18 protein-coding genes are annotated in these 24,051 nt (G+C 48.7%); 11 read left to right on the forward strand and 7 right to left on the reverse strand.

What is annotated here, in order from left to right:
• Positions 1 to 101: 101 nt before the first annotated feature.
• The 3 genes from KVT36_RS01820 to KVT36_RS01830 form a co-directional block, all read right to left on the reverse strand.
• Positions 102 to 1,583, reverse strand: a complete 1,482-nt coding sequence (locus KVT36_RS01820) for a lipopolysaccharide assembly protein LapB (protein ID WP_217601788.1) — start codon at positions 1,581 to 1,583, stop codon at positions 102 to 104.
• Positions 1,584 to 1,740: 157 nt separating this feature from the next.
• Positions 1,741 to 2,493 (reverse strand): zinc ribbon domain-containing protein, encoded by a 753-nt coding sequence (locus KVT36_RS01825; protein WP_217601789.1) that lies wholly within the window; start codon positions 2,491 to 2,493, stop codon positions 1,741 to 1,743.
• 5 nt (positions 2,494 to 2,498) lie between these two features.
• Positions 2,499 to 3,593 (reverse strand): Nif3-like dinuclear metal center hexameric protein, encoded by a 1,095-nt coding sequence (locus tag KVT36_RS01830; protein WP_217601790.1) that lies wholly within the window; start codon positions 3,591 to 3,593, stop codon positions 2,499 to 2,501.
• Between the two features lie 298 nt (positions 3,594 to 3,891).
• Between KVT36_RS01830 and KVT36_RS01835 the strand changes: the two genes are divergently transcribed.
• Entirely contained in the window at positions 3,892 to 5,400 is a 1,509-nt protein-coding gene (locus tag KVT36_RS01835; RefSeq protein ID WP_217601791.1) for a carboxypeptidase M32, read from the forward strand.
• Positions 5,401 to 5,489: 89 nt separating this feature from the next.
• Here the strand turns inward: KVT36_RS01835 and KVT36_RS01840 are convergent, their stop codons facing one another.
• On the reverse strand, positions 5,490 to 6,179 hold the full coding sequence (locus KVT36_RS01840; protein WP_217601792.1) for a rhodanese-like domain-containing protein: 690 nt from the start codon (positions 6,177 to 6,179) through the stop codon (positions 5,490 to 5,492).
• Between the two features lie 190 nt (positions 6,180 to 6,369).
• Here KVT36_RS01840 and KVT36_RS33060 point away from each other — a divergent pair, with 190 nt between their 5' ends.
• From KVT36_RS33060 to KVT36_RS01865, 5 genes are all read left to right on the forward strand, one after another.
• Positions 6,370 to 11,208, forward strand: coding sequence for a PKD domain-containing protein (locus tag KVT36_RS33060; protein WP_217601793.1), 4,839 nt, complete (start codon positions 6,370 to 6,372; stop codon positions 11,206 to 11,208).
• A gap of 209 nt (positions 11,209 to 11,417) precedes the next feature.
• Positions 11,418 to 14,267, forward strand: a complete 2,850-nt coding sequence (locus KVT36_RS01850; RefSeq protein ID WP_217601794.1) for a gliding motility-associated C-terminal domain-containing protein — start codon at positions 11,418 to 11,420, stop codon at positions 14,265 to 14,267.
• 31 nt (positions 14,268 to 14,298) lie between these two features.
• Positions 14,299 to 15,336 (forward strand): PorP/SprF family type IX secretion system membrane protein, encoded by a 1,038-nt coding sequence (locus KVT36_RS01855; protein ID WP_254639790.1) that lies wholly within the window; start codon positions 14,299 to 14,301, stop codon positions 15,334 to 15,336.
• An 80-nt stretch (positions 15,337 to 15,416) separates the two neighbouring features.
• A complete protein-coding gene (locus tag KVT36_RS01860) occupies positions 15,417 to 15,887 on the forward strand; it encodes a redoxin domain-containing protein (RefSeq protein ID WP_217601795.1) in 471 nt (156 codons plus the stop codon).
• Between the two features lie 141 nt (positions 15,888 to 16,028).
• Positions 16,029 to 16,388, forward strand: coding sequence for a T9SS type A sorting domain-containing protein (locus KVT36_RS01865; RefSeq protein WP_217601796.1), 360 nt, complete (start codon positions 16,029 to 16,031; stop codon positions 16,386 to 16,388).
• 97 nt (positions 16,389 to 16,485) lie between these two features.
• Here the strand turns inward: KVT36_RS01865 and KVT36_RS01870 are convergent, their stop codons facing one another.
• The gene (locus KVT36_RS01870) at positions 16,486 to 17,658 is read right to left on the reverse strand and encodes a class I SAM-dependent rRNA methyltransferase (RefSeq protein ID WP_217601797.1); all 1,173 of its coding nucleotides are present in this window, start codon (positions 17,656 to 17,658) and stop codon (positions 16,486 to 16,488) included.
• 174 nt (positions 17,659 to 17,832) lie between these two features.
• Between KVT36_RS01870 and KVT36_RS01875 the strand changes: the two genes are divergently transcribed.
• The 5 genes from KVT36_RS01875 (at position 17,833) to KVT36_RS01895 (ending at position 21,598) form a co-directional block, all read left to right on the forward strand.
• Entirely contained in the window at positions 17,833 to 18,375 is a 543-nt protein-coding gene (locus tag KVT36_RS01875) for a nucleotide exchange factor GrpE (RefSeq protein WP_217601798.1), read from the forward strand.
• A 107-nt stretch (positions 18,376 to 18,482) separates the two neighbouring features.
• Positions 18,483 to 19,646, forward strand: coding sequence for a molecular chaperone DnaJ (gene dnaJ, locus KVT36_RS01880; RefSeq protein WP_217601799.1), 1,164 nt, complete (start codon positions 18,483 to 18,485; stop codon positions 19,644 to 19,646).
• 242 nt (positions 19,647 to 19,888) lie between these two features.
• Complete coding sequence (locus tag KVT36_RS01885) at positions 19,889 to 20,836, forward strand: class I SAM-dependent methyltransferase (protein ID WP_217601800.1); 948 nt, start codon at positions 19,889 to 19,891, stop codon at positions 20,834 to 20,836.
• A gap of 158 nt (positions 20,837 to 20,994) precedes the next feature.
• Positions 20,995 to 21,186, forward strand: coding sequence for a type II toxin-antitoxin system HicA family toxin (locus KVT36_RS01890; protein ID WP_217601801.1), 192 nt, complete (start codon positions 20,995 to 20,997; stop codon positions 21,184 to 21,186).
• Positions 21,187 to 21,208: 22 nt separating this feature from the next.
• Positions 21,209 to 21,598 (forward strand): hypothetical protein, encoded by a 390-nt coding sequence (locus KVT36_RS01895; RefSeq protein ID WP_217601802.1) that lies wholly within the window; start codon positions 21,209 to 21,211, stop codon positions 21,596 to 21,598.
• A gap of 1 nt (position 21,599) precedes the next feature.
• Here the strand turns inward: KVT36_RS01895 and KVT36_RS01900 are convergent, their stop codons facing one another.
• Both KVT36_RS01900 and hpt read right to left on the reverse strand, forming a co-directional pair.
• On the reverse strand, positions 21,600 to 23,366 hold the full coding sequence (locus tag KVT36_RS01900) for a von Willebrand factor type A domain-containing protein (RefSeq protein ID WP_217601803.1): 1,767 nt from the start codon (positions 23,364 to 23,366) through the stop codon (positions 21,600 to 21,602).
• Between the two features lie 104 nt (positions 23,367 to 23,470).
• Positions 23,471 to 24,010, reverse strand: coding sequence for a hypoxanthine phosphoribosyltransferase (hpt, locus tag KVT36_RS01905; protein ID WP_217601804.1), 540 nt, complete (start codon positions 24,008 to 24,010; stop codon positions 23,471 to 23,473).
• Positions 24,011 to 24,051: the final 41 nt, after the last annotated feature.

Raw genomic sequence — 24,051 nt, forward strand, 5'->3', positions numbered from 1 at the left:
GCACAATCCCAATAGCTCACATGTATGCTACACCTTTGCAAGCGCAGCCTGGAACAAAGTAAGCGGATGGGTACGAATTGTATTTGCGTAATATATGTTCCTTAGCCTCCTACCCGCTGGATGCCGGCTTTGGCGCGCTGGTCCAGGGAATTTTTAAAATCATGGTCGGGCATGTTCAGGCAGTTCTGGTAACATTGCAGGGCTTTGGCTTTATCGTTGCGCTTTTCGTAGATATATCCCATTTGCAGGGCGGCCCTGGCGGCAAAGTACTCCGGGCGGCTGGTACCCACCTTTACCGTGGCCTCATACATAGATATGGCTTTATCGTCCTGCCCCATTTCATCATAAATACGGCCCAGGCGGTAGGCGTATTCGAGCTTTTCTTCGATCTGCGTAAAGTCGGCTGCTTTTTTAGTTTGCATCAGCTTCAGCGCATCGTTGAAAAAGCCACCGTCGCTCAGCAGGCGTACCTTCAATAAAAAGGTATTGGGCCATTTGCCGCTTTTGGCTTCCTTCAGGGCTTGTTTATCGCCATCTGCTTCCGTATTACCCCTGGTTAAGATGAGGCTGCGGTATTTATTGGCGGCTTCCATATTGCCCCGCATATAATAATACCAGCTTAAGCGCTGCAGGGCTTCTTTTACATTAAACTTTCCTTTGAAGTTGTTCAGGAATTTTTCCAGGTACACATGCGCATCCTCATCCTGGCGGGCCAGCTTTAGCAGGCCCATTAAATAATCCTGGTACACCATGGTTTCATAACGGGCGCTGGTATTACGTTCGGACAGCACTTTAATGCCCAGGTCTGCCCTTTGGTTGGTAACTGCCAGGTTGGCTACCATAATGGCAAACAGGTAGTTATTACGCGTATCCAGCTGCCGTTGTTGTATGAACTGCCATAGCTCGTCCGGGTTGCTTTCCATGAACAGCTTCAGGTAACAGTAGTAATAATATCCTTCCGGTTTAAACAGCTGGGCCAGGGGGGCATTACTGTCTATAAACGCCTGCAGATCCTGCATGCCCTGCTTAATGCTGCCTTTCATGCCCAGCACCCCGCTGATCCACTTATAACCATCCGGAATGGTGCCGAACACGGTTTGCATGGCGCTGATCAACATGGTGTTGGGTGGGAACCGGGGGAACTTGCGCTGGTTATCTTTCAGCGTCATAAAGGCTTTGCGTATTTCCCAGGCGGCATCCCATTTTTCCCCGAACTTAATACGGATCATGGCCCACTGGAACTTAATGGCAGCCTGGGTGTACAGGTAATACGGGGAGCTGTCAGGCCCCTGCTCCATTAATGACAGGCGGGCGGCCCGCTGTGATTTTTTGGCGTTATACTCCGCCGGGTCTTCATTAAAATATAATGGAAAAAAGTCAACGTAATTATCCAGGAAGTAAGGGATCAGATTATCGGGGTGCTCTTTTTTTTCTGTTTCCAGCAGGGCTTTACCCTCCTCTAAACGCAGCTGCATAATAGCCTCATAGGCTTGCTGGCAGCGGCTATTAAAATCATATACCTTTTGACGGGCTGTAACGGTGAATGTTATACTAAGAAAAAGGACCGATAGAAAAAAGCGCATGGGCAAAAGTATTCAAATTCCATTCCAATAACGCCGGGGCTGGTGTAATTGAAAGTAAAAGTCCCGTTCCCGGAACATACCGGGACGGGACTATGTAAGTTGGCAGTTAGTAGCTTACAGTTAGCAATAGGCGCCGGCTGCTACAGGTTGCTGCTGTTTATATCGTTACGGTAGCTTCCAGGTCATTATCAACCAGGATACGGCCGCAATGTTCGCAAACGATGATCTTTTTGCGGTGGCGGATCTCAGCCTGACGCTGGGGCGGAATGGCGTTAAAACAACCGCCACAGGAATCACGTTCAACGGTTACCACGGCCAGACCGTTACGGTAGTTCTTACGGATCTTTTCATAAGCTCCCAGCAGGCGGGGTTCTACCTTGGTACGGGCTTCGTCGCTTTCCTTGCGGATCTGACGCTCTTCTTTCTCAGTTTCAGAGATGATCTTTTCCAGCTCGCCTTTCTTATGTTTCAGATTGGACTCCTTGTCAACGATCGCTTTCTTTGCGGATTCCACCAGGCGGGTTTTATCCTTTATCTCTTCACTTGCGTCCTTGATATGCTTTTCTGAGAGTTTGATCTCCAGGTTCTGCATTTCAATTTCCTTTGTGATAGCTTCAAATTCGCGGTTGTTCTTCACATTATCCTGCTGCTTCTCATACTTCTTAACCAGCGCTTCTGACTCCTTGATAGCTGCTTTTTTGTTAGCAATGAAGTCCTGGATACCTCTCAGTTCATCCTCAACATGGGTAAGGCGGGTGTTTAACCCTTCTACCTCATCTTCCAGGTCTTTCACTTCTATCGGCAACTCCCCTCTCAACACCTGGATACCATCCAGCTTGGAATCGATCTTCTGCAGTCTGAGCACAGACACCAATTTTTCTTCTACGGAGTACTCTTTTACGGTAGCCATATATTTTATAAATAATTTACCGGGTTTGTGTGAATAGTAGATTTAAGAGGCGCGAAATTACGAAATTTTTCGGTCAAAATATTGTAAAATAAATCAACCGTGAACTGCTCGCTTTCAAAATGCCCTATATCTGCTATAATTAATTGGTTTTCAGCATCAAAAAACTCATGGTACTTGAAATCGGCGGAGATGTAGGCATCTGCCCCGGCGGCCATGGCCTTTTTCAGCAAAAAGCTGCCTGCGCCGCCGCAGAGGGCCACTTTTTGCACGGGCTTGCCGCGTAAAGGCGTGTACCGTACGCAACCGGTATTGAACTGCTGTTTTACCAGCTGTAAAAAAGCTGTTTCCTCCATGGGCGCGGGCAGGGAACCTATTAACCCTGAGCCGGCCTGCTGGTAGGCGTTATCCAGGCGGATAATATCGTAGGCTACCTCCTCATAAGGGTGGCTGGCCAGCAGGGCCTGTAATACGGCGCCTTCCAGGTAGGCGGGAAAGATCACTTCCAGCTTGGTTTCCGGCTCTATATGGCGCTGGCCCTGCTTCCCTACATAGGGATTAGTTCCGGCGCCGGCTTTGAAAGTGCCGCTGCCCTCCGCATTAAAGCTGCATTCATCGTAATTACCAATATTGCCTGCCCCGGCGGCAAATAAGGCGCTGCGCACCTTTTCAGCAGCAGTATGAGGCACAAAGGTGTATAACTTTTTGAGCAGGTCTTTTTTAGGGACCAGCACCCGGCACTGCTGCAGATCCAGGCGGCCGACCATCATGGCGCATACGCCATTGCGTACATTATCCAGGTTGGTATGGGCAGCGTAAACGGCCACATCATGTTTAATGGCTTTGATAGCCACCCGCTCCACGTAATTGCTGCCAGTGATCTTTTTAAGCCCGCCAAACACAATGGGGTGGTGGGCAATCACCAGGTTACAGCTGCGGGCCAGGGCCTCGTCTATTACAGCCTCTGTAACATCCAGGGTAAGCAGGGCATTGGTAAGCTCCCAGCCGGGGTTGCCGAACAGCAGGCCTGCATTATCATAGCTTTCCTGGTACTGCAGGGGCGCAAAGGATTCAATGGCCTGTATAACGTCCTTGATCTTCATTAAGGGCAAAATAAGGAAATGTGCGGATATGCAGATATGCAAATGTGCGGATGGGAATGGGCCTGACATGGACTTCACCAGGGATGGACTAGGGAAAAACATGGGAAGGACATGGGAAAAAGGAGTTCAGAAGTAAGATGATTCAAAATTGCAGCAAAAATGATGTGGGGTTTTATGTAGGGGGGAGGGATGTCACTAGGGTTGCACAGGGATTACGGGGCTGTTTTAGGAGGAGACTACCGCAGTTGAATACCAATCCCGGTGCCTTGTAACCAAACTTTTCTTTTATTTTGCCGTTATGAACACACGGAAACCCACCAGCGAATTATACAGCACCTTTACCGCCAAAATGCAGGCTATTGCCGATGTACGTAATGCCATGGCCGTACTGGGCTGGGACCAGGAAACCTATTTGCCGGAAAAAGGCGCTGCCTTCCGCGGACAGCAGCTCACCACCCTTTCCACCATCGCACATGAAATGTTCACCGCCACAGAACTGGGGGATGTATTACAGGAGCTGCGCAACCGCGGCGACCTGAATGCTACCCAGCGCAAAAACGTAGAGCTGTCGCAGGAAGATTATGAAAAGAACAAAAAGTACCCGGCCAGCTTTGTAGCAGAAATGTCGCAAACCACCAATGCCTGCTACCATGCCTGGATAAAAGCCCGTAAAGCCAACAGTTATGCGGAGTTTGAGCCCCTGCTGGCTAAAATGGTGCTGCTGAAAAAACAGGAAACCAATATACTGGGCTTTGAAGGCCACCCTTACAATGCCCTGCTGAATGAATATGAAAAAGGCGCCAGCACCACTATGCTGGATACAATCTTTGACGCCGTTAAAACGGCCCTTACACCCCTGCTGCGCCGTATTGAACAACGGCCGCAGGTGAACAAGGATTTCCTGCACCTGCGTTATGAACGTAACAAACAGTGGGAGCTGGGCATTGCCCTGCTAAAAGATATGGGCTATGATATGGGTGCGGGGCGGCAGGATATTTCAGAACACCCTTTCACTACCAGCTTTAGCCCGCAGGATGTGCGGGTAACCACCCGTATTGATGAACAGGATTTTGGCAACATGACCTGGAGCTGCATTCACGAAGGTGGCCATGCCTTATATGAGCAGGGGCTGCCTGCGGAAGAATATGGCCTGCCCTGCGGGGAGGCGGCCAGCCTGGGGATCCACGAATCACAATCGCGCCTGTGGGAGAACAATGTAGGCCGCAGCAAGGCTTTCTGGCAGCACCATTACGGCAAGCTGCAGCAAACCTTCCCTGACAACCTGCAAAACATTTCCCTGGACCAGTTCTATAAAGGCATTAACCTGGTGCAGCCTTCCCTGATACGTACAGAGGCCGATGAGCTGACCTATCATTTCCATGTAATGATCCGGTACGAGATAGAAAAAGGCTTGCTGGAAGGCACCTACTCCACCAAAGACCTGGACCAGGTATGGAACCGGTATTACCAGGAGTACCTGCATGTATCTGCCCCCAGCGCTACACAGGGTGTGCTGCAGGATATTCATTGGTCGCACGGCAGCTTTGGGTACTTCCCTACTTACTCCCTGGGCAGCTTTTATGCTGCGCAGTTCTTTGCCGCGGCACAACAGCAATTGCCCGGCCTTACGGAGCAAATAGCTACCGGGCAGTATGGTAAATTACTCAGCTGGCTGCGGGAAAACATTCACCGTTACGGACGCTTTTATACTTCTAATGAGCTGTGTGAAAAGGTTACCGGGCAGCCCCTGGATTTTCAGTATTTCCTGAGATATGCGGAAGAGAAGTTTGGAGAGATCTATGGGTAATTATGCTGAACGCCGAACGCTTAATGCTGAACGCTGATTGTGTTTTGCTTTAAGCGTTTAGCGTCAGGCATTGCGCGTTCAGCGTAATTCTATTTCATCATCTTTTCCAGTTCTGCCAGTGTTACCACGCCTTGTTTGCGGCCGGCCTCTTTACCTTCTTTATAAGCAATAAACGTAGGCAGGGTATTGGCTTTTACAGATTGCATTACCTCCTGGTCCCGGCCTCCATCTACCTTTACCAGCTTTACCTGCGGGTGCTGCTGTAAGAACTGTTCCAGCACCGGCGCCATGGTACGGCAGGGCGGGCACCATTCTGCACCTACATCTACCAGCACCCATCCGCTTTTAACGGCGGTTTTAAAATCGCTTACGGCCAGCTGCTTCTCGGTAACAGCGCCTTGCAAGGGTTTACCAGCCTGCTTCCAGGCGCGGATACCGCCTTCCATTTCCACCACTTTCGCAAAGCCGTTCTCCCGCATCCATTGGGCAGCTGCACTGCTACGGCCACCACTCAGGCAGTAAATGTATACGGGCTTTTGCTTATCCAGGTATTTAACCCGGTCGGCGAACTCTGTTTTATTGGTATAATCTGCCTGCAAGGCATTGGGTAAATGCCCGGTGTTAAATTCCTGTGCTGTTCGTACGTCGAATACCTGTATGGCTGGTTGCCGGCTTCCTTTTTCAAAAGTATTTACATCTACCACCTGGGCAGTGGCTGCCTGGACAGACATGCATAACAACAGCACACTTAAACCCCACTGAATGAATGACTTGATCATACCTCACTTTTTTTTACAAAATACATAAACAATTCATGCATATCCAAGTGTTAATTAATAAATGAATTACATAAATTATAGTAATTTTAGCTTCATTAATGAATGTACTCAAGCCCGACGGGACCGGGATCCTTATCCAATGAAACACCAGATATACCTATGTTGCCGTTGGCTGCGCCAATGGCCCCTCATGCGATCCATCATTTGCCTGGCCTGTTGTTACCTGTGTCCGATATTGAATGCCAATGCGCAAACCCACAAAGTAGATTTTGATGCGAGTAAATGGAGTGGTTGCGAGCCGCTGGCCGTTCAATTCCAGAACCTGTCGGATCCCGGTTATACTTCCCTTAACTGGAGCTTCAGCGTAGGGGCAGATGTTGCTGACCCTAACCCTGCCAGGATCTTTAACGTGGCCGGTACTTACAAAATTACCCTTACGGCCACTTACCCGGATGGGGTGGTTAAAAAGGAAAAAACCGTTACGGTGTATAAAAAACCGGTACCGGCGTTCAGCACCTCTGTGCCTGGTGGCTGCGCGCCGCTGGCCGTAACCTTTACAGACAAAAGCACCCCGGGCGATGGCACTATTACCAGTGTAACATGGGACTTTGGCGATGGTATTAATGGCACCGGCAGTACGGCTACACATACCTATACTTTGGGTGGCAATCAAACCGCTTCCATTATCGTGATCAATAGTTTTGGCTGTACCAATGGCAGCACCCAGCAAATAAAAGTGCAGGATGCGCCTACGGTAAAATTCAGCAGTGATGTGCAAAGCAGCTGTGTTACGCCGCTGGCGGTAAAATTCACAAACGCCAGTACTACGGTAAATAATGCGCCGCTTACCTACACCTGGGATTTTGGCGATGGTACTACCAGCACTGCAACAGCGCCGCAACATACCTATACCAAAGAAGGTAAGTATACCGTAACACTTACTGCTACCACTTCCGAAGGTTGTAAGCAATCTGTGACTGCGCCGGACTATATACAGATCGCGAAAATGAAACCTGATTTTACGGTCCCTGCCAGCAACTGCGTGGGCCGGCCTGTTGTTCTAAAGAACACTACCACGCCTACTCCCCTTTCTGCCCGCTGGGATTTTCCGGATGGCAGTGTGCAGTATAACCTGAATGCCAGCTATACCTTTACACAACCGGGCGATTATGCAGTGAAGCTTACCACCTTTGGGAATGGCTGCCAGGAAACCATTACCAAAACCATTCACGTAAATCCTTTACCTACGGCTGATTTTGCTGCCAGCCCCAACCCGGACTGTCATGTACCTACTACCACAAAATTTACAGCGCAAACACCGGATGCCACTACCTGGGCATGGGATTTTGGAGATGGCGGAACCGCTACCACACAGAATCCAACACATAGCTATACAGCGGATGGCAATTATACCGTTAGCCTGCTGGCCATTAACAAATTTGGCTGCGGCACTACGGTTGTCAAAACAAGCTATATGCAGGTGCAGGAGCCGCAGGTAGATTTCGTGATGACTGCCAATAGCGGCTGTATTCCTTTTTCCATTGGTTTTACGGCCCAGGTGAGCAGCGTAGATCCCGTAGTAAAATATACCTGGGATTTTGGGGACGGCACCACCGCCACTAACATCACGGTACCTTCCCATTACTACTCTAAAGTGGGCGACTATACGATAACGCTGGAAATAGAAACCAAGAGCGGCTGTAAACTAAGCGCATCGCACGCAATTGAAGCAGGTGATACTGTAAAGGTGGATTTTGATGTGGACCATTACAAAGGCTGCCAATCAGATATTTTTAACTTTACCAATAAATCCGTACCCGCAGGTACAGAGTGGCTGTGGAACTTTCCGCAGGATAACAGCGGCGCTACCGGGCAAAACCCTTCACACCAGTTTAATGAGATAGGCTTTCATGATGTTACCCTTACGGTGATAAACCATGGCTGTTATAATATCCTTACCAAAAGACTGTTCATTGAAATTAACCCGCCAGTAGCGCGTTTCAGCGTACTGCCCGACTGTATCAACAAATACGACCGGCAGTTCTATGATGCATCTGACTTTGGTAACAGTGTTACCAAAACCTGGTTATGGGAGTTTGGAGATGGTACTACCTCAACTGACCAATCGCCCAAACATACCTATGCCCAAACAGGCACTTACACGGTAAAGCTAACTGTGGGCAATGGCAGCTGTACCAGCAACCTGTCGCAGATCATTCACATCATTGATGAAAACCCGGTTATAAAAGCGGATACCAACAGCATTTGCAATGGCGACTCCATTACGTACCGCATTACCAATTCCCTGCATTATAACATGATCAATGTTTACCACTGGGAATGGGGCGATGGTAGCTACATCAATATCCCTGCAGCAAGCTTTGATTCAACCGCTGTTTACACGCATACCTACACCACACCCGGCACTTATACGGTGCGCTTAAGCCTGATAGACATAAACGGCTGTCCGCAACAGTCTAACAGCCTGCAGGTAGTAGCGAATGGCGTAAATGCAGACTTTACCTATACCGGCACCTGTAAAGAAAAACCGTTCACATTTACCGATGCCTCCACACCAACCTCGCCAGGTACTACCCTAAGCACCTGGACATGGAATTTTGGCGATGGCAGCGGCAACATTACACAAACACAAAAGCCGGTTGCTTTTTCCCATGCTTTTGGCAGTATGACCACCTTCCCGGTTACACTCACTGTAACAGATCAAATGGGCTGTAAAGGCACTATTACCAAACCGGTGTCTGTGAACGTAGTAGCTACGAACATTGTAGTACCGGGGCAGGAAGCCTGTTTACAGAAAGACTTTCAATTTTCCAGCAACAGCAGCGGTCAGTCGCTTACCTATGCCTGGAGCTTTGGAGATGGCGGCACCAGCACACAAGCCGCTCCGCTTTATGTGTATACTAAACCCGGCGTATATACGATAAAGCTGGACATAACAGATATTGACGGTTGTAGGGCCAGCCAGGAAGCGCTAAACTTTATTACAGTGCGCAATCCACAGGCAGCATTTGATTTTCCTGCTAACCTGGCGCCCTGCCCGCCGGTGCTGGTACCTTTTACCAACAACTCATCAGACTATGATCATATAGCCTGGCAGTTCGGCGATGGCAGCACCTCGCCGGAAGTATCGCCGGGCCATGCTTACAGCCGCCCCGGTGATTATACCGTAGCGCTGAGGGTGTATACGGATGGCGGTTGCGCCAGCACAGTGTCCAAAACACTGACCATCCAGGGACCGGACGGCAGCCAGTCTGCCACGCCCACTACCGGCTGTATGCCGCTGAAAATTGAAATGACGGCTAAAAGCAGCAATGCCATTAAATACATCTGGGACTTTGATGACGGGCATGTGATCACCACTACAACGCCAACTACCAGTTACGAGTACACGAAAGAAGGCATTTACCACCCGCGCGTAATACTGGAAGATGCCAAAGGCTGCCAGGTGCCGGCTTTGGGTAATGACCAGATAGTAGCTGATAAGGTAACACCGCGCTTTACCATGGATGCTACGCAGGCCTGTGATGGCGGTTATGTATACTTTAAGGATAACAGCTTAAGCGTAACAAAAGACCAGCTGAGCTTACCTATGACCTACCAGTGGGACTTTGGTATTGCCGGCCGTACGGACGATGTATCAACCGACGCCAATCCCCGCTTTTTATATGACCAGGTAGGCACCTACCCGGTAAAATTGCTGGTAACCACCGCTTATGGCTGCACGGGTGAAGTAACCTTACCCACCGTAGTAGAGCCTAAACCGCAGGCAGAAATAATGCCGATTGATCCCATATGCGTAGGCACTTCTGTAAGGCTGCAGGGCAGCGATACCAAACAATTACCCGGCACCAAATGGGTATGGCTGGTAACACCGGATAACACGGAGTTTGAAACAGCTACCCCACCGCGTGTAACTTTAAATACACCGGGTAATAACCAGGTATTACTAACCATCAGCAATGGAAACGGCACCTGCCCGGATACCGCCGGTACTACGGTGCTGGTATCGCCCCTGCCTGATCTGAACCCCATGCCCAAGCAGGCTAATATTTGTTTGGGACAATCACTGGAGCTGCGCTCCAATGTATCACCGGGCGCAGACATTACCTGGACGGATTACCAGATCTCTGATGCGCGCAGCCCTAACCCAACCATACAACCCCTGCATGATACTACTTACCATGTGATGGCAGTGAACAGCACCGGCTGCAGCCGGGAGGCAGATATATCCGTAACCGTTAGCCAGCCGCATAAAGTAAGCGCAGCGGATGCTGCTATTTGCAGTGGCAGCCAGGTGCAGCTGCATGTAAGCGGGGCGCCCCATTATAAATGGATACCGGCCACCGGCTTAAATAAAGCAGATGTGCCGGACCCTGTAGCCCGCCCCACTGTTACCACCACTTACCAGGTAATAGGTTTGGGTGATGATGCCTGTTTTACAGACACGGCCCTTGTTACGGTTACCGTTAACCAGGCGCCCACCATTAATGCGGGCCCTGACCAGGTAGTGCCGGTAGGCTCTGAGCTGCGCCTGCAGCTGCAGGCCAGCCCGGATGTAACCAAGATAGAATGGCGGGCGGATCCCAGCCTGAGCTGTACGGATTGTATGGCCCCGCTGGCAACACCTAAACAGTCTGTTACCTACCATGTAATTGCCACTAACCAATATAACTGCGTGGACATAGATGAGCTGAATGTGAAGGTGGTATGCAGCGGCAGCAATGTGTTTGTGCCTAACTCCTTTAGCCCTAACGGGGATGGGCAGAACGATATCTTCTACATCCGCGGGCGGGGTATAAAATCCATCAAGGTGTTCCGCATATTTAACCGCTGGGGAGAGGTGGTATTTGAACGTTCCGACCTGAATACGGATGATCAGGCAGGCGGCTGGGATGGCCGTTTCCGCGGTATTGCGCTTAACCCGGATGTGTTTATTTACTATGCAGAAATGATCTGCGATACCAATGAAAGCTTTGTGCTGAAAGGCAATGTAACCTTACTGAGGTAGCTGCCAGGCTACCCGGATATACAGCCGCAGGCTGCAGGCAGTTTTACCTATACAGGGTGGCTGCTTGCAGCCTGCCGCTTTTGGGGCCATGGCAATGCCTGTCTAACACGTTAAAAAACAATGCCCAACGTACGGCTCTAATAGTTATTGTATATAATATATTATTTTTAGCTAATTTGTGGTTAATTATACGGCCATTAACTATACCTATGAAAAGCCCAGCGCCTACATTCTTAACGGCCTTTCTGCCGTTTGCACTGTTATTTACAGGGCTACTGTACAGCAACAAGGTAAGCGGCCAGCAGGCAAATTTCACCTATACGGCATCGCCGGGCCTGTGCGCGCCTACCACCCTTACTTTTACCAATACCAGCACCGGTTACGCTTTAGCTTACGATTGGGACCTGGGAGATGGCTCCAGCTCGCATGTGGCATCGCCCCAGAACATTTACGCCCAGCCAGGCACCTACCGGGTGTCCCTGACCGTACACTATGCCAATGGTAACAGCCAGTATTATAAGGACATTACTATACAACCATCGCCCATAGTGGATTTTAGCGTGAACACCGCTACCAGCTGTAAACCCTTTACCGCTACCTTTACAGACCATACAATAGACGGGTTTGTGCGCACCTGGGATTTTGGAGATGGTACTGCGCCTTTAACTACTAACAGCACTACCGCCACCCATGCCTACACAAAAGCAGGCCAGTTCAATGTAACGCTAAGTGTTACTAACTCTGCCGCCTGTACGCAAACACTCACCAAACCTGCTTTAATAAATATAGCCGTACCTGTTATTAATATCAGCGGCACTGGCCTTAGTGGGTGCGCACCGCTGAATGCCGCGCTGGCAGCCAATGTTACCACCATCAATAACGATCCTGTAGCCCAATATACCTGGGCTTTCGGAGATGGCACCACGCAAACTACCACCACTAATAACGCTACCCATAACTACACCGGTGTGGGCACCTATAATGTAACGGTTACCGCTACCACCCAGCAGGGGTGCAGCGCTTCCGTTACTGCGGGCAGCCTGGTACGTACCGGCACGCCGCCTTCCAATGTTAGCTTTACTGCAACACCGGGTACCGCCTGTGCAGGATCGCCCATACGCTTGCTGGCCACTGCCACTAATGCGGACAGCTATAGCTGGGATTTTGGCGACGGCACCACCCAGGAAGGGCCCCAGAACGATATTACACACGGTTTTAAGGCCAATGGCAACATACAGGTGCAAATGAAGGCGGGCCGCAATGGCTGTTATGCCGGCAGCGTACCGGTAACCGTGCAGATCACAGGCCCTGCGGCCAAATTCACCTTTGCCCGCTCCTGTACCAACCGCAAGGCATTTACCTTTACCAATACCTCCAGCGCTACGGCCGGTGTTAGCTATGAATGGGATTTTGGCGATGGCAGCGCGCTGGAATATACCCGGGATGCCACGCATGTATATACCCAGAACGGGGACTATACCGTGCGCTTAACTGTACGCGAAACAGCCGGTACCTGCACCAGCAGCGAGTTCCAGACAGTATCCTGTTTCCAGGCTGATTTTAGTACAGGCATCAGCAGCATATGCCGGGGCAGCCGCATAGGTTATGGCGTGCTGCATGTACCCTCCCAACAGGTGCACCATTACGCATGGCGTTTTGGCGATAATACCCGGCTGGATACCACGGCCGTTGATATTTATAAAACCTATGAACAAACCGGTACGTATACTGATACACTGATCATTTTCTATAAAGACCCTGCCGTGTATTGTAATGATACGGTGGTGAAACCACAGCATATAACCATTATTGCGCCCCTGGCGGATTTTATAATTGGCAAGGCCTGTGTGGGCCAGCCGGTTACGTTTACAGATGCCTCCCAGCCCTGGCCCAATATTCCTTTAACCAACTGGCGATGGTCTTTAGGTAATGGCATGACAGCCAGCACAAAAGTACCGCCAACGCCTACCTACTCCCCTGCGGGCACAGTGGCTATTACGCTGGTGATAACGGATGCGCGCAACTGCGTGGATTCCTTTACGCAGCAGCTAACGGTAGACCCTACCCCTACGCTAAGCATGGCCTCCCGGCAGTACAAGATCTGCGAAGGCAATAGCATTACGCTTAATGCACAATCAGATGGTACTGTGTTATGGAGCCCCAACGATCACCTGAGCTGCGTGGGCTGCGCCAGCACCATTGCCGACCCGGTAACTGATACCAAATACTTTGCAACGGCCAGCAATGCCTTTGCCTGTTTTGTAACAGATTCTGTAGCCGTTAAAGTAGTGCCACAAGTGCAGCTCACCGTATCGTCAGACACGGTGCTGTGTAAAGGCGCTGCCGCACAGCTAAAAGCCAGCGGCGCTGCTACGTACAGCTGGGCGCCTGCTACGGGCCTTACTTCTGCCCATGTAGCCAACCCTATCAGCACACCGGAGCAGGATGTTACCTATACCGTTACCGGCACCAATGATGCTGCCTGCCCCGGCCAAACGCAGCAGGTAAGCATACAGGTAAAACCTTTGCCCACTGTAAATGCAGGCCCCGACCAAACTGTGACCGTAGGCACCCGCATTACGCTGGCTGCCACCGGCAGCGCGGATGTGGTAAGCTGGCAATGGACACCCGCTGAAAACATAGACTGCGCCACCTGCCCTACTACACTGGCAGATGTACGTAAACCCGGCAGCTACAGCGTTAAGGGCACCAATGCAGACGGCTGCTCCAATAGTGATCCGGTTGATATTCATCTGGTATGTGACCAAAATGTGGTATACATTCCCAGCGCCTTCAGTCCCAATGGTGACGGGGAGAATGATATTTTTTATCCTCGCGGAAAAGGCATTAACTTTATTAAATCTTTCCGCATTTTTAACCGCTGGGGACAAGAGGTATTCAAGAGGGAAAATATAGCCATAGACGACATCAGCTCCGGATGGAACGGAACCTATAAAAACCAGCCGCAGGCGGCCGATGTGTATATTTATTTCATAGAGGCCCGTTGCGACAATAATGAAAGTTTTTCGCTGAAAGGAAATGTGACATTACTAAGATAACCGAACCGATAATATACCTAAATACATTCCTATGAATAGACTGTTACGCAGTGTGCTGCTAATGGTTATAACCGGTACCTATGCTACGCAAGCCGTAACTGCGCAGGATATACATTTGTCACAATTTTACGAAACGCCCATATTACGTAACCCGGCGCTCATTGGTATTTTCAATGGGGATATACGTGTGCAGGCTGTGTATCGTAACCAGTGGAACAGTGTAACGGTTCCTTACCAGACCGGTACATTCAGCGGGGAAATGAAGTTCCCGGTAGGTATGAGCAATAACTTTGTAACAGCGGGCCTGCAGCTATCCTATGACCGGGCAGGCACCTCCCGCCTGCAATCCGTACAGGTATTGCCGGCGCTGAACTTTCATAAATCCCTGAGCGCGGATAAAAGCAGCTTTCTATCCCTAGGTATTATGGGTGGCCTGGTGCAGCGGCAGTTTGATCCCTCCCACCTTACTTTCAATAATCAGTATACGAACGGTCGTTTTGATCCCTATGCCCCTACCGGGGAGGACGGGCGGCTGGCCTTACGCGGTTACTCTTACCTGGATGCCGGCATAGGACTGAGCTATAACGGCACCATTGGGGAAAACACAAGCTATTTTGTGGGCGCAGCTGCGTATCATTTGAACCGGCCCAAAGTATCGTTCTACAAAGATGCAGGTATAGAGCTGGATATGAAGTTCACCTTTAACGCGGGTATTACCGTACCGGTATCTGAGAATGTGAAGGTAATTGGCCAGTATAACCAGCTGCACCAGGGCACTTACACGGAATATATCGGAGGTGCAATGGTGGGTTATGGACTGCTGGACCAGGGCCTGGAATCTGACCGGGGTATTTACGGCGGTTTATTCCTGCGCTGGAATGATGCTATTGTGCCCACCGTTAAGCTGGATATGGGCAGCTGGGAAGTAGGTATGAGCTATGATGCCAATATATCCAGCCTGCGGACTGCCAGCCAAACCTTTGGCGGTTTTGAAATATCGCTGGTGTTCAAGGACTTCCTGAACAGCCGGAACAGTACGCTGGAAATGACGAACTGCCCGCATTTTTAATAAAACCAGTGAGTTGGGATTGATAACACTTTCATGTAATTTTACGGCCTTATTAATCTTAACCACTAACAATTTTTAATATGAGCGCAACAGTAGGAGCTAAAGCACCGGCATTTACATTAACGGATACTGAAAAGAAAAAGGTATCCCTGGAAGATTTTAAGGGCCAGAACCTGGTGATCCTGTTCTTTCCCATGGCATTTACCAGCGTTTGTACCGCGGAGCTGTGCTCTGTACGGGACAACCTGAGTGTGTATAATGGCCTGAACACCGCTGTAGTAGGTGTTTCTGTAGATTCTCCCTTTACACTGGGTAAATTTAAGGCAGAGCAGCAGCTGAACTTTCCCCTGCTGTCTGACTTTAACAAGGAAGCCTCCCAGGCATACGGCGCCTTTTATGAAACTTTTGTGCTGGACCTGAAAGGCGTATCCAAAAGAGCGGCTTTTGTGATAGACAAGGAAGGTACTCTGCGTTATGCGGAAGTACTGGAAAGCGCCGGTGACCAGCCCAATTTTGAAGCTATTAAGCAGACTTTGAGCACCTTACAATAAAATGGCCAATAAAGCGTTAAATTTTTCAAAAAAGCGACGGCAGGCCAACTGATTTGGCCTGCCGTTTGTTATATTTACATAGGTGATGAACCGAAATTAAAATCTCAGATATTCAAAAAAATCATTATTTTTATACTAATTATGTGGAAAACCTCTACTCTCTTTTTTACTTTACTACTTTGTTTCCACTGCCTTACCGGCAGCGCGCAAACGGCTAAAACTCTCCCTGCTACGGAGAACGAGGGAGCCGTGAAGATCGTTAAGCTATACCCTAATCCAGCCTCCAGCAGGATTAATTTTGAAATTCAACAGCATAATAACGATAAGGTATATGATCTTATTGTATACAACTTCCTGGGTAAGAAAATGGATCAGCTAAAGAACGTGAATGGCCGTACTTCTATGGACCTGGGTTCTTATTACAGCGGGTTATACATTTTCCAGCTTCGTGACCGGGATGGTAACCTGATCGAGTCCGGTAAGTTTAATGTAGTGAAATAACGATCGCAGCCATATCAAATTCTCCCTATCCTAATATCCGATGAAACTGCTCACCCACACTTTTAAGATCTAAGATCTTATATTACCGCTTCCTTCTTTAAGAAACCTCTACAATCAGAAATTTCAGGTACGTAGTATTTTCAATATTCCATAAAATGGGATGGTCCTGTGCCTGTGTCTGGAAAGTAACCTGACGCAGCTTTTTCTTGGCATCTTTGGCCGCCATGTCAATGATCTCCAGGAACATAGAGGGTGGCACCAGGTTGGTACAGGAGGCTGTTACCAGGAACCCGCCGGGTTTCAACAGCTTCATGCCCCGGAGGTTGATCTCCTTATAACCGGTAATGGCTTTCTGGATGTTCTCCCGGCTTTTGGTAAAGGCCGGCGGATCCAGGATCACTACATCAAACTGTTTCTCTTCCCGCGTCCATTGTTTCAGCACATCAAAGGCATTTACCGCCTGGAACTGGCAAATGTGGTCCAGGTTATTCAGCTGGGCATTGCGGCGGGCGGTATTTACCGCATGTTCGGAAATATCCAGCCCCAGCACGCTTTTAGCGCCGTAGTGGCCGGCATGGCAGGAGAAGGTACCAGTATAACAAAAAGCTTCCAGCACATCGGCTCCCTTTGCAATATGTTGAATGGCGCGGCGGTTATCCTGCTGATCCAGGAAATAACCTGTTTTCTGGCCATTTACAATATCTACATGAAACTTTAAGCCGTTCTCATTGATGATAATATTGGTATCAAAAAGCTCGCTCAGGAAGCCTTTTTGCTGGGACAAACCTTCCAGCTCCCGCACGGGTACATCATTCCGCTCATAAATGCCTTTGGGTTTGAAGATAGTGTTGAGCGCATCTACAATAGCGCCTTTCCAGCGGTCCATACCCAGGGCCAGGGTTTGCAGCACAAAATAATCGTTGAACTTATCAATGATAAGGGCGGGCATTTCATCAGCTTCTCCAAAAATGAGGCGGCAGTTCTCCACATAACCCAGCTTTTGGCGATACTCCCAGGCCTTTTGCAGGCGGCGGTGAAAGAAAGCGGCATCTACCGTTTCGTTCTTGTCGCGGGTAAGGATGCGCACCAGGATCTGGGATTGGGGATTAATGTACCCCCGGCCTACAAAAAAGCCCTGGTGGGTGAATACATCTACGATATCGCCGGCATTCACGGCGCCATCGATCTGTGCTACTTCGTTGCCAAATACCCAGGGGTGGCCCTGCAGTACGCGGTTCTGGATCTTTTTCTTTAAGAAAACCTTGGTCATTGTAAGTTTAAAAGGTCTGCAAAGGTACAGGGATTTTAGATCTTAGCTCTACGATTTTAGATTTTGGAGGGAGATTGGCCGTAAATCTGGCGTGCCAAATTGTCCGCCATTCCACGTTGGCAAAATAATTGTCCGGTGTAACTTTGCAGATTAAAGGCAAATAATTTTACCATCATGACAGAAAAAGAAAAAGATATGCAGACAGAGAGTCAGCAGGCGGAAAACGTAAACCAGCAGGTGGATACGGAGAACGTAAGCGCTGAAGAGACTGCGCTGGATAAAAAACAGCAGGAGCTGAATGAAATGCGGGATAAATATCTGCGTTTGGTGGCAGAATTCGATAATTTTAAGAAAAGGAATGCCAAAGAACGTATAGAGCTGATGCAAACCGCCAATAAAGAGGTGATCAATGCACTGCTGCCCGTGCTGGACGATGCGGACCGGGCTGCAAAACAGCTGGAAACTTCCCAGGATATCAATATCGTTAAAGACGGCGTAACGCTGGTGTTCAATAAACTGAGATCTACCCTGCAATCCAAAGGACTGAAGGCAATGGAAAGCATGCACACAGAGTTTAATCCAGACCTGCATGAAGCCATTACAGAGATCCCTGCCCCCAACGAAGAGCTGAAAGGAAAGGTAATGGATGAGCTGGAAAAGGGCTATTACCTGAATGACAAATTAATCCGTCATGCAAGGGTGGTAGTAGGAAAATAATGAGTGACGATATGGCATAACCCTATACCGGTGTGCCTTCATCGCAATTATAGAAATACACTACAACAAACCATGCCGGGTAATAACCCGGCTTTAAGCGATAAAGCATGTCTACCAAGCGAGATTATTACGAAATACTGGTTGTGGCCAAAACAGCTTCCCAGGATGAAATCAAGAAGGCCTACCGCAAGGTAGCAATGCAGTTCCATCCTGACCGTAACCCTAATAACAAGGAAGCGGAAGGAAAATTCAAGGAGGCGGCAGAAGCCTACGAAGTACTGAGCGATCCGGACAAACGTGCACAATATGACCGTTTTGGCCACTCCATGGGTGGCAACCGCGGCGGTGGTTATGGCGGCGGTGGCATGAACATGGACGACATTTTCTCCAACTTCGGGGACATTTTCGGGGAAGACATTTTTGGCAGCTTCTTTGGCGGCAACCGCGGTGGTGGCGGTGGTGGCCGTCGCAGCAGGGGTACCCGGGGCTCTAACCTGCGCGTGAAGATCCGCCTTACCTATGAGGAGATCGCCAAAGGCGCCAACAAAAAAATAAAGGTTAAAAAACACGTACCCTGCTCCCACTGTAATGGGCTGGGTGCAAAAGATAAAAACGCTTTCCAGACCTGTAATACCTGTGGCGGATCCGGCCAGGTAAGAAGGGTAACCCAAACCTTTTTGGGACAAATGCAAACGGTAACCACCTGCCCCACCTGCCAGGGTGAAGGCCAGATCATTACCAGCAAATGCGGCCATTGTAAAGGTGAAGGCCGTATGTACGGTGAGGAAATGGTGAGCATTGACATACCAGCCGGCGTAGGCGAAGGCATGCAGCTAAGCATGAGTGGTAAAGGCAATGCAGGTGAAAGAGGCGGCGCCCCCGGCGACCTGCTGATACTGATAGAGGAAGAACCACATCCGGAACTGCACAGGGATGGGCTGAACATAGCTTTTGACCTGCACATCTCTTTCCCGGATGCTGTATTTGGCACCCAGGTAGAAGTGCCTACCATTGACGGCAAAGCGAAAATTAAGATACCACCGGGCACACAAAGCGGTAAGATCTTCCGCCTGAAAGGCAAAGGTTTCCCTTCTGTGAACTCTTACGATAAAGGCGACCAGCTGATACATGTAAATGTATGGACGCCCCAAAACCTTACGGCAGAAGAAAAGACGGTACTGGAAAAGTTACAGAGCGCTGATAACTTCCAGCCTAACCCGGAGAAGTCGGAGAAAGGATTTTTTGAGAAGGTGAGGGATATTTTTAGTTAATTACGAATTGTCAATTACGAAATGCGAATGGATTAGTGAGGAGAGGAAATATTTTTTTAAGCAGCGGCTGTATCAGGTTTGATGCAGCCGCTGCTTTTTTGGGGTTAGGTTTGGGATGCTGGGATGGTGATAATGTTTTTGTTTAGATGTGTCTATTGCAGATCCTAATGGTTCTTATCCTTCAAAATTGAACAATGCTATGGACCATCGACCATGGACTATTTTAATTAATTTGCGCCCCTATGACGGATGCTTCCAAATTCACGATGTTTGAGAACCGGCTGGTAAAGGTTTTCCGCCACCTGCAAAAAACAGCCCGGCGGCAGAACATTACCTGCTACCGCGTGTATGATGACGATATACCGGAATTTCCCTTCAGCATTGAGATCTACGAGGAATATGTATATGTGGCGGAATACCACCGCAAACATAACATGGAAGAAGAAGCGCATGAACAATGGTTAGATGATTGCATGGAAGTGGTAGCCAAAGTGCTGCAAATGCCGCTTGAGAATATCTTCATAAAACAGCGGCAACGTAAAGAGAACCGCCAAAGCCAGTACGAAAAACTCTCTTTTGAAAAACATGAGTTCACCGTGCACGAAGCGGGCCTTAATTTTAAAGTGAACCTGAGCGATTACCTGGATACCGGCCTTTTCCTGGACCACCGTATCACCCGCGGTATGGTACGCGCCGAAGCGCAGGATAAACAGGTGCTGAACCTGTTCTGCTATACCGGCTCTTTTTCCGTGTATGCCGCTGCCGGCGGGGCCCGCAGCGTTACATCGGTAGACCTTTCCAAAACTTACCTGGCCTGGGCGGAAGATAATATGCGCCTCAATAATTTTGATATGCAGGCCCACTACTTTGTACATGCAGATGTATTGCAATACCTGGATACCCTGACACCCAATAGTTTTGACCTGGTGGTAGTAGACCCTCCTACTTTCTCCAACAGCAAGCGTATGAAGGATTTCCTGGATATACAGCGTGACCATGTATCGCTGCTGAATAAGGTGTTAGCAGCTACCAAACCGGGCGGCATTGTATATTTCAGCAATAACTACCGGCGCTTTGTGCTGGAGCAGGAGCAGATACAGGCCAGCAGTATTAAGGATATTACCTCGCAAACATTGCCGTTTGATTTTCAGCAGAAGATGATCCGGAAATGTTATAAGATAGTGAAATGATTAACAACGGATTAAGACTTTTCTTTTTATAAATCATTTAGTATAGCGGAGCCGGACATTTATTGTCCGGCTTTTTATTTCTTAACCCATGAGGGTAAATAATTGTTTACTTTTTTTGAAGAGAATAGTAAAGAATTGTTTACCTTTGAAATTGTAGGATGATGAAATGTTCCGAGCTGCTAAGGATCTTAAAAAGGGAGGGATGGTATGTGTACAGAACAGGAAAAGGAAGCCATAAAATATTAGTCCATCCGGAGAAGGCGGATATTGAAATTGTTTTTCCGGATCATGGATCAGCTGAAATAGCCAAAGGGCTGGCATTTAAAATACTGAAACAGGCAGGGCTTTAATAATCACATAACACATTAAGTAATGAAGAAGATTGTATTTGTGGTAGAAAAAACGTCTACCGGTTTCTCTGCCTATGCAGATGATTTTGAGAAAAACCCGGTAGGCACTACAGGTAAAGATATGGCTACTTTAAGGCGCAATATCCTGGATGCCTTAAACCTCTATCGTAATCACAAAGGGCTAAAATCCTTATCTGATGCGGATATTACTATTATGCTGGACCTGCAGCAATTTTTTGAATATTATAAAGAGATCAATGCCAAATCACTTTCCCAGCGCATTGGTATGAACCAAACCTTATTATCGCAATACATTAACGGTATTAAAAAACCATCTGCCAAACAAACAAATAAAATACTGGAAGGGGTAAGGGCATTAGGCCGGGAGCTCATACAATTAGAATTTGCTTAAGCTATTTCAGATTCCCCGTTTTCTTCAACTCTTTTACCAGCTTTAAAAACTCCTTACGGTAACCACCGTTATCAGCGCCCAATGACCTTTTAGCAATGCTGAGCACCATGCTGGTACTTCCATCACCGCGGTAACTGGATTTGCGGAGCAGTAAGCCCAGCAAGGCTACTGAGCTGGCAAAACGGAAATCGGTGGAGGCATCTTCAAAGCTGGTGTATTTACCGTCAATATCATGCTGTATAGTGATAGTATTACTATCTGCGGGCTCGCGGTACCAGAGCTTCACCTGGCCCAGCGCACTGTCGGCAGGTAAGGTATCACGCGGAATAATTTCATACAGCGCTACTGCGCAATGTCCTGCGCCAATGATACCACCGGCAATATTATCGTCCTCACCGGAATTATCTGCAAGCAGTTTATTCTCATAACCTATCAGGCGGTAAGCCTTTACTATTTCGGGGTTAAACCATACCTGCGCACGGGCATCTTTTGCTACGGTGAAGAGGGTGCTGCCAAACTCACGGGCAAAGATCTTGTTGGCTTCTTCCAGGTTATCGATATAGGCAAAGTTACCATTGCCTTTGCTGGACAGGGCTTCCAGCTTACTATCCTTATAATCGCCCATACCAAATCCCAGGCAGGTAAGCAGTACCCCGCTCTCCTTCTTTTGCGTAATGAGGTCTTCCATTTCCTGATCACTGGTTTGGCCTACATTAAAGTCCCCGTCTGTAGCCATGATCACGCGGTTATTACCGTCCTTTATAAAATTCTCTACTGCTATCTGGTAAGCCATTTTAATGGCTGCTTCGCCTGCTGTGGCGCCACCAGCGCTGAGGTAATCAATAGCATTCAGGATCTTCTCTTTCTGTGTACCGGAAGTAGCGGGTAATATTACACCGGGCGTACCGGCATAGGCTACAATTGCTACGTGATCTTTAGGGCGCAGGTTATTTACCAGCACCCGGAAGGCAGCCTGCAGCAAAGGAAGTTTGTTTTGCTGCCCCATGGAGCCTGATACATCTATGAGGAACACCAGGTTACTGGCCGGCAGGCTGTTAATATCCACCTGTTTGGCGCGTACGGCAATCTGCAGCAGCTTATGTTTGGGCTCCCAGGGACATATTGCATAACTGGTATTAATAGCCAGCAGGTGATTGCTGTCCGGCAGTGGATAGTCATAATGGAAGTAGTTCACCATTTCCTCAATACGCACTGCATCTGCCGGTACCGGCTCTTTCAGGCGTATGAAACGCCGGATGTTGCTGTAGGCTGCACGGTCCACATCCAGCGCAAAGTTGGAGGAAGGATTTTTCATGGTGGCTACGAACTTGTTTTCGTAGATGGTGCCATACGTTTCATCAAAGAACGTACGGATGCCCATGCCGATATTACCATAATTAGGATTAGAGCTGTGTGAGGCGCGGGCTTTGGCCTTTGCTTTAGCCATGGCAATATCGCTCACTGCAGCAGCATTCTTATCGCGCGGGGCAAGGGCCACCAGCATGCGGCTGTACTTTTCTATAGCTATAGTGCGGCTGAAAAATTTGGGATGCTCAAATAAAAGCGTAGTTCCGCCCGGCGGTATTACAATACGGAAAAGGCCATATTTATTAGTGGTGACCCTGACAGTATCATTCATAACGCTCACGGTTACCCCGGGCAGGGGATTATGGGTAATGCTATCTTCAACGGCTCCCGTTACCCATGTTGTTTGTGCGCCCGCAGGTACAGCGGATAATATACAAAGCAAAGCTAGGAGCACTCGCATGTATTAAAATTAATAATTAAGAATGAATAATTAATAATTAAGGTGATAATGAGCGCAAAACATTCGTGTTACGCTGCAATCCTTAATTATTCATTCTTAATTATTTATTGTTCTATGAGCTGGTAGATCTCCGGGAGGTTGCGCCCCAGGCCATCATAATCCAGGCCATAACCCAGCAGGAACTTGTTGGGAACGGAAAAGCCCAGGTAATCAATGTTTATGGGGTAGGTTAAGGCTTCCGGTTTGGTGAGCAGGGCGGCAATCAGCAGCTTTTTCGGCTGCTGGTGGTGCAGCTGGGGCAGGAACATATTTAAGGTTTTGCCGGTATCCACAATATCTTCCAGGATCACTACGGTGCGGCCGTACAGGTCCTCATCCAGCCCAATGGAGGTTACCACATTGCCGGTGGATTTAGTGCCTTTATAGGACACCAGCTTAATAAAAGAGATCTCTGCTTCTATATCCAGGTATTTGAACACATCGGCCGCAAACATAAAAGAGCCGTTGAGAATGGCGATAAACAAAGGTTTTTCGCCGGCCAGGTCTTTGCTGATCTGTGCGGCTATTTCCTTAATACGCAGCTGCAGCTCTTCTGCACCAATGTAAGGCTGAAATTCTTTATCGTGCACCTTTATGACGGACATGTGATCTTAGATTTGAGATTTACGATTTTAGATTTGTTGTA

The organism is Chitinophaga sp. GbtcB8, from assembly GCF_019091455.1.
Lineage (GTDB): Bacteria > Bacteroidota > Bacteroidia > Chitinophagales > Chitinophagaceae > Chitinophaga.

What these genes read in the sequence shown, in the direction of transcription:
- KVT36_RS01825 (WP_217601789.1), bottom strand. Translation starts at nt 2,493, where the DNA reads ATGGCTACCGTAAAAGAGTACTCCGTAGAAGAAAAATTGGTGTCTGTG.
- KVT36_RS01835 (WP_217601791.1), top strand. Translation starts at nt 3,892, where the DNA reads ATGAACACACGGAAACCCACCAGCGAATTATACAGCACCTTTACCGCC.
- KVT36_RS01855 (WP_254639790.1), top strand. Translation starts at nt 14,299, where the DNA reads ATGAATAGACTGTTACGCAGTGTGCTGCTAATGGTTATAACCGGTACC.
- KVT36_RS01820 (WP_217601788.1), bottom strand. Translation starts at nt 1,583, where the DNA reads ATGCGCTTTTTTCTATCGGTCCTTTTTCTTAGTATAACATTCACCGTT.
- KVT36_RS01840 (WP_217601792.1), bottom strand. Translation starts at nt 6,179, where the DNA reads ATGATCAAGTCATTCATTCAGTGGGGTTTAAGTGTGCTGTTGTTATGC.
- KVT36_RS01895 (WP_217601802.1), top strand. Translation starts at nt 21,209, where the DNA reads ATGAAGAAGATTGTATTTGTGGTAGAAAAAACGTCTACCGGTTTCTCT.
- KVT36_RS01850 (WP_217601794.1), top strand. Translation starts at nt 11,418, where the DNA reads ATGAAAAGCCCAGCGCCTACATTCTTAACGGCCTTTCTGCCGTTTGCA.
- hpt (WP_217601804.1), bottom strand. Translation starts at nt 24,010, where the DNA reads ATGTCCGTCATAAAGGTGCACGATAAAGAATTTCAGCCTTACATTGGT.
- KVT36_RS01830 (WP_217601790.1), bottom strand. Translation starts at nt 3,593, where the DNA reads ATGAAGATCAAGGACGTTATACAGGCCATTGAATCCTTTGCGCCCCTG.
- KVT36_RS33060 (WP_217601793.1), top strand. Translation starts at nt 6,370, where the DNA reads ATGCGATCCATCATTTGCCTGGCCTGTTGTTACCTGTGTCCGATATTG.
- KVT36_RS01870 (WP_217601797.1), bottom strand. Translation starts at nt 17,658, where the DNA reads ATGACCAAGGTTTTCTTAAAGAAAAAGATCCAGAACCGCGTACTGCAG.
- dnaJ (WP_217601799.1), top strand. Translation starts at nt 18,483, where the DNA reads ATGTCTACCAAGCGAGATTATTACGAAATACTGGTTGTGGCCAAAACA.
- KVT36_RS01890 (WP_217601801.1), top strand. Translation starts at nt 20,995, where the DNA reads ATGATGAAATGTTCCGAGCTGCTAAGGATCTTAAAAAGGGAGGGATGG.
- KVT36_RS01875 (WP_217601798.1), top strand. Translation starts at nt 17,833, where the DNA reads ATGACAGAAAAAGAAAAAGATATGCAGACAGAGAGTCAGCAGGCGGAA.
- KVT36_RS01900 (WP_217601803.1), bottom strand. Translation starts at nt 23,366, where the DNA reads ATGCGAGTGCTCCTAGCTTTGCTTTGTATATTATCCGCTGTACCTGCG.
- KVT36_RS01860 (WP_217601795.1), top strand. Translation starts at nt 15,417, where the DNA reads ATGAGCGCAACAGTAGGAGCTAAAGCACCGGCATTTACATTAACGGAT.
- KVT36_RS01865 (WP_217601796.1), top strand. Translation starts at nt 16,029, where the DNA reads ATGTGGAAAACCTCTACTCTCTTTTTTACTTTACTACTTTGTTTCCAC.
- KVT36_RS01885 (WP_217601800.1), top strand. Translation starts at nt 19,889, where the DNA reads ATGACGGATGCTTCCAAATTCACGATGTTTGAGAACCGGCTGGTAAAG.